The organism is Vibrio sp. 10N.222.52.C12 (assembly GCF_041474215.1).
Taxonomy (GTDB): domain Bacteria; phylum Pseudomonadota; class Gammaproteobacteria; order Enterobacterales; family Vibrionaceae; genus Vibrio; species Vibrio crassostreae_C.
The window spans coordinates 1-4827 of sequence record NZ_JBFRTR010000157.1; the positions used below are offsets into that span (position 1 = coordinate 1).

Consider the following 4827-nt stretch of genomic DNA (forward strand, 5'->3'; position numbering starts at 1 on the left):
ATTTGTGATGGCTATGTATAAAGTTATTTTTAATATATAAAAATAGGAAACCTAGTGTCAATATCACGCTTTGTATTTGGTTTAAGTTAAATTTATTGAATCAATAACTCATATGTTTAATATCAATAGTAGAAGGCGTAGAGGATGGGAGTAGATAATAAGGATGAGAGCTCATCCTTATTAATGTGAGGAAGGTATCGAATTGAGAGAGTGTTAATTTAATGTGGGAATTAAGTTATTTATCAATTAATTAAAACTCAGGCTTTTTGGGAATTAATAATAAATATCCTATTCAGATAAGGGAAATACCCAAACCAACGAAGCTAGTGGCTTTAGATCAAGACTAAAACGGCCAATACTTTCCTCAACTTTTAATACCTGTTGTTGAATGCCTTCAATATGTTCATCTAACAAGTAACTGTCATCAGCGATTGTGAGCGTTTGTATAACATCACTTGGAACGGTTAAGTGAATATTCTCGGTGACATGTTGGTTGAAATTCGCAGCAACTATTGTCAACTCTTGGTTGTCATAGCGCAGAAATGCGTAAACCGAATCACTCAAATTATTGCTCTGGTGTAAGTCTAGGTACTGCCCCGTCATTGAAGTATGCTCAAGCGAAAAGTTCATAACCTTCTGATAGAAGTGACGTAGTTGTTTTTCGTTTTCGTCTAATAGCCTGCCATCGAATGCGCCGTGGTTCATCCATTTTTGATGCTGTGGGACACCGATGTAATCGAAGATGGATGTACGAGAGGGTTGTCCAAAGCCAGCGTTCTCCGCACCGGGTTCGCCGACTTCTTGCCCAAAGTAGATCATGGTTGGAGAGCTGCTCAATAGAGCGCTAACTAGCATCGCAGGCTTTGCGATATGTGGATTGCCTACAAACTCTGGTGAGGCGATTCGTTGCTCGTCATGGTTATCCAAAAAATGCAGCATATGATGTTCAATGTCGTGCATTTGATGTTGGATTTCAGGGATGATTGCCGTTGAAGCCTTGCCTTGCATGATGGCTTTGAGGCCGTCGTACAGATCTACCTTGTCATAGAGGTAGTCCATCTTGCCTAAGTGAATGTATTCACGGTACAAGTCCGGCTGATACACCTCTGCCATCAGAAAGGCATCGTGGTTTTTCATCTTTATTGATGAGTTGAGGTAGCTCCAAAATTCGACTGGAACCATCTCAGCCATATCGTAGCGAAACCCATCAACACCTTTATTCAACCAAAACAAGGCGATATCTCGGAATTTAGCCCAAGAGTTAGGCACATAAACAGATTCCCAGAAACGGAAATGATCCATGTAATTGCGTTGAGCATAGTCACTCGGTAGTTCAGGGAAGTCTTTTGAACCGTCTGGTCGCATGCCATAATTGATTTTCACCGTTTCATACCAATCATCGAAACTAGGCTTGGCTAAACGTGAGCCGTTACCTGTCCATTTGGCGGGCGTCTCTATAAACGGGGAGTTTAGGTTGGGATGCTGTTCACCACCTAGCGGCGTAAAGGCGGGCTCTATGTCTGGCAATTCAAAGGTGCTGTTGGGAATGTAGTAGAAGTTATTGTCTTTGTGGTATTCCAGCGTTGTGTCATCTTGAGCGCCGAAGTCACTGACACCTTCTGGGTTGTTTAAGCCTTTATAATGACGCGCAACGTGATTCGGTACGATATCGATAATCACTTTTAAACCATTGTCGTGACTTCTTTTGATTAGTGCCTCGAACTCCTCTAGTCGGCATTCAGGGTTGTCTGCGAGATCTGGGTTTACGGAATAGTAGTCTTTGACGGCATATGGTGATCCCGCACGGCCTTTTACCACGCTAGGGTGATCGTCTGAAATACCAAGGTGCTTGTAGTAATTGATGAGCGCATGATGTGGCACTCCGGTATACCAAATATGAGTCATACCGAGTTTGCGGATTTCAGACAGCGCTTTGTCGGTAAAATCACTGAACTTACCGACGCCATTTTGCTCGATTGTGCCCCATGGAACATGTTGGGTGTTTTTATTGCCAAATAAACGCGTAAAAACTTGGTAGATGGCGTACTTTTGGTTGTACATATTTATAATTCCTTTAACTTCCATCCTGTTATGTAGGGATGAAAGGGCTTGTTTATTCTTTGCAGGCTAACCGAATTACAATATGCCTTACTCATCCTTATCAAAATCTACAGGGCGTAATTGCTACAGTATGTGAGCTGTTGCTCAAAAGGAGTCATGTTGTCTTCATCTATTCAAATCGTTATCACTTATTTGGTTCTGGTGGCGGTGTCTGTGTTGTTTGCGGAAAGTTCTAAAGCGCTGTTGGTGTGGTATTTGGTTATCGGTTTCGTGACGTTTTTTGTGTACGCGAAGGACAAGCGAGCAGCGATCAATGGCAATTGGCGTGTGCCAGAGAAAACCTTGCACATCTTTTCAGTTGCTGGTGGCTGGCTAGGGGCGTTGATTGCTCAAGATAAGCTGCGTCATAAAACGCAGAAGCAGCCGTTCAGATCTATCTATTGGCTGACAGTGGCAATGAATGTTGCGGCGTTTGTGTGGACATTAACCCCGAGCGGGCAGGCGATATTTGGGCGTTGGCTTAACGAGGTTATTGGATACTTGTAACGAAACTGATGGCTAGGAATCACTTACTAACCATCTTGGGGCAGCTATCTGGTTACAACATCGGAATCGTCGATGCTAGAAGCAAGCCCGCCATACCGTAGTTAAAGCTTTTGATACGGACGGGTGTTGTTAACCAGTGCTGCAGCTGTTTACCTGCCGCTGTCCAGAATGTCACGGATGGTAAGTTGGCGAGCGTGAAGATACCTGCGATGATCGCAAGCTCCCACCATGAACTGCCGCTGCTATAGACTGAAATTGCCGTCAGCGCCATCGACCAACCTTTCGGGTTCACCCACTGAAAACTTGCCGCGCCGATGAAGGTCATTGGCTTATAAGCCTCGGTGCTTTTGGCTTTGCCGCTCAATGCTATCTTAATTGCAAGGTACACGAGGTAAGCAAGGCTTAGGTATTTCAAGATTTGGTGAGTAACCGGATAAGCGTTGAAAATGCCCATTAAACCGAAGCCAACTAGCAGCAACATGGCTGCAAACCCTAGAGCAATGCCAAGCATGTGCGGAATAGTACGGGCAAAGCCAACATTTGCTCCTGATGTCATGAGCATGATGTTATTTGGACCTGGTGTGAAGGTCGAGACGAACGCAAACAAGGCAAGTGCGCTAAGTTGCTCTAAAGGCATTATGGTTCTCCAGCAAAAAATGAACGAAGTGACTGACCGGTCATGACTTTCACGTGTTGAGAAACATAGTAGGTGGAAAGTGAGGCAATTATGTGCTTTTATTTCCTCTATTATCACTAAATGCACAATAATAAGTACTTATGGATAGATTTGACGAAAGGATATTGCAAGAGCTTAAATTGGACGGCAGAATCTCCAACATTGAGCTTTCAGAACGGATTGGCTTGTCGGCTTCTGCGACCTTAAGGCGCGTCCAGGATCTTGAGCGTAAAGGTATCATTCAAGGTTACCGTGCGGTTCTAGATAATGGGCTGATGGGGGTAGGTTTTATTGCTTATGTTTCGATTGGTTTATCAAGCCACAGCAAAGCGGCTCAGCTGGAGTTTGAACAGCACGTCAGTATGGAAAAAGAGGTGGTGGAGTGTCACAACATTACCGGTGCCAACGAGTACTTGCTAAGGGTAGAAACCAAAGATCTACCGGGCTATAAGAAGTTTCATGCCGATGTGCTTGGGGAATGTGCTCAGGTGCAATCTATTACGACTATGGTTGTGATGGATACCCCTAAAGACGAACGCTAGTCGAGTTTTATTTCAGGAGAGGCGCAGTGCCAAATACCAATCAGTTGTTATTGTTCTTAGATGTGGTTCAACAAGGGTCGTTTACCAAAGCGGCAACCTTGCACGATATGGACAACTCATCACTCTCTAAACAGATCAAAAAGCTCGAGCAAGATTTAGGTGTTCAGCTGCTTAACCGCTCTACACGCTCGTTTTCGTTGACGTCGGCCGGGGAAGATATTCTCGCACAAACCTATGTGCTGAAAGACACTATCAATCAGATCCAAGGAATTGCAGATTCATACCAGTCTGAACCCAAAGGTGTGCTACGAATTACTTCACCGATCTATTTTGGGCAGCAATATTTGCAACCTATCATCACTCAGTTCATGAGAAAGTACCCAGATGTTCAGATCGTACTTTCACTAGACGATAAGATCGCCAATATCATTGCAGGGCAGTTTGATATCGCGTTTCGCTTCAGTAAGCTTGTTGAATCGAATTTGATTGCGAAGAAGATTGCCGACAGTAATTTCATGTTGGTCGCGTCAAACGATTTTGTGAAGCAGCACGGTGAACCGAAAACGCCACAAGATCTACTCGCTCTACCTGCGGTGATTTATACCAATGGTGATATGACGGTCGACCATCTGCGCATTAGTGAAGAGCCGGGAGGTAATACCTTCCAGAGCCTAACGATTCGTGGCAACTATAAGGTGAGTGATGTTCGTACTATGGTGTCTTGTGTGAAAGATGGTCTAGGTTATGGCTTCCTTGATCAATCAAACCTGTATGCCTCAATGAAAGAACTTGGCTTGGTCACTTTACTGCCGGATTATCCGATCTCTACGATTGATACCGCAATCTACGCTGTCTATCCGCACCGTAAGCAAACCAAACTAGTCAAAGAATTCATCACTACGGTTCAAGACTATATTGGCTCTCCGACGATTTGGGAGAAGATGCAGCAAGGTTAGTTGTGTTTCTAATAGTTCAAACTAAAAAGGAGCCAGATCGTCACAC

General features: G+C 44.1%; 5 protein-coding genes. 3 read left to right on the forward strand and 2 right to left on the reverse strand.

Going from position 1 to position 4827, the window contains the following annotated elements; genetic code table 11:
* Window positions 1–288 precede the first annotated feature (288 nt).
* On the reverse strand, window positions 289–2061 hold the full coding sequence (locus AB4623_RS22285) for an alpha-amylase family protein (protein WP_372147397.1): 1773 nt from the start codon (window positions 2059–2061) through the stop codon (window positions 289–291).
* 156 nt (window positions 2062–2217) lie between these two features.
* On the opposite strand from AB4623_RS22285, the gene AB4623_RS22290 reads away from it, so the two are divergent.
* On the forward strand, window positions 2218–2607 hold the full coding sequence (locus AB4623_RS22290; protein WP_372147398.1) for a DUF1294 domain-containing protein: 390 nt from the start codon (window positions 2218–2220) through the stop codon (window positions 2605–2607).
* Between the two features lie 52 nt (window positions 2608–2659).
* Here the strand turns inward: AB4623_RS22290 and AB4623_RS22295 are convergent, their stop codons facing one another.
* Entirely contained in the window at window positions 2660–3244 is a 585-nt protein-coding gene (locus AB4623_RS22295) for a LysE family translocator (protein WP_017058847.1), read from the reverse strand.
* Window positions 3245–3384: 140 nt separating this feature from the next.
* On the opposite strand from AB4623_RS22295, the gene AB4623_RS22300 reads away from it, so the two are divergent.
* Window positions 3385–3825 (forward strand): Lrp/AsnC family transcriptional regulator, encoded by a 441-nt coding sequence (locus AB4623_RS22300; RefSeq protein ID WP_009845852.1) that lies wholly within the window; start codon window positions 3385–3387, stop codon window positions 3823–3825.
* 26 nt (window positions 3826–3851) lie between these two features.
* Complete coding sequence (locus AB4623_RS22305; RefSeq protein WP_017070613.1) at window positions 3852–4781, forward strand: LysR family transcriptional regulator; 930 nt, start codon at window positions 3852–3854, stop codon at window positions 4779–4781.
* Window positions 4782–4827: the final 46 nt, after the last annotated feature.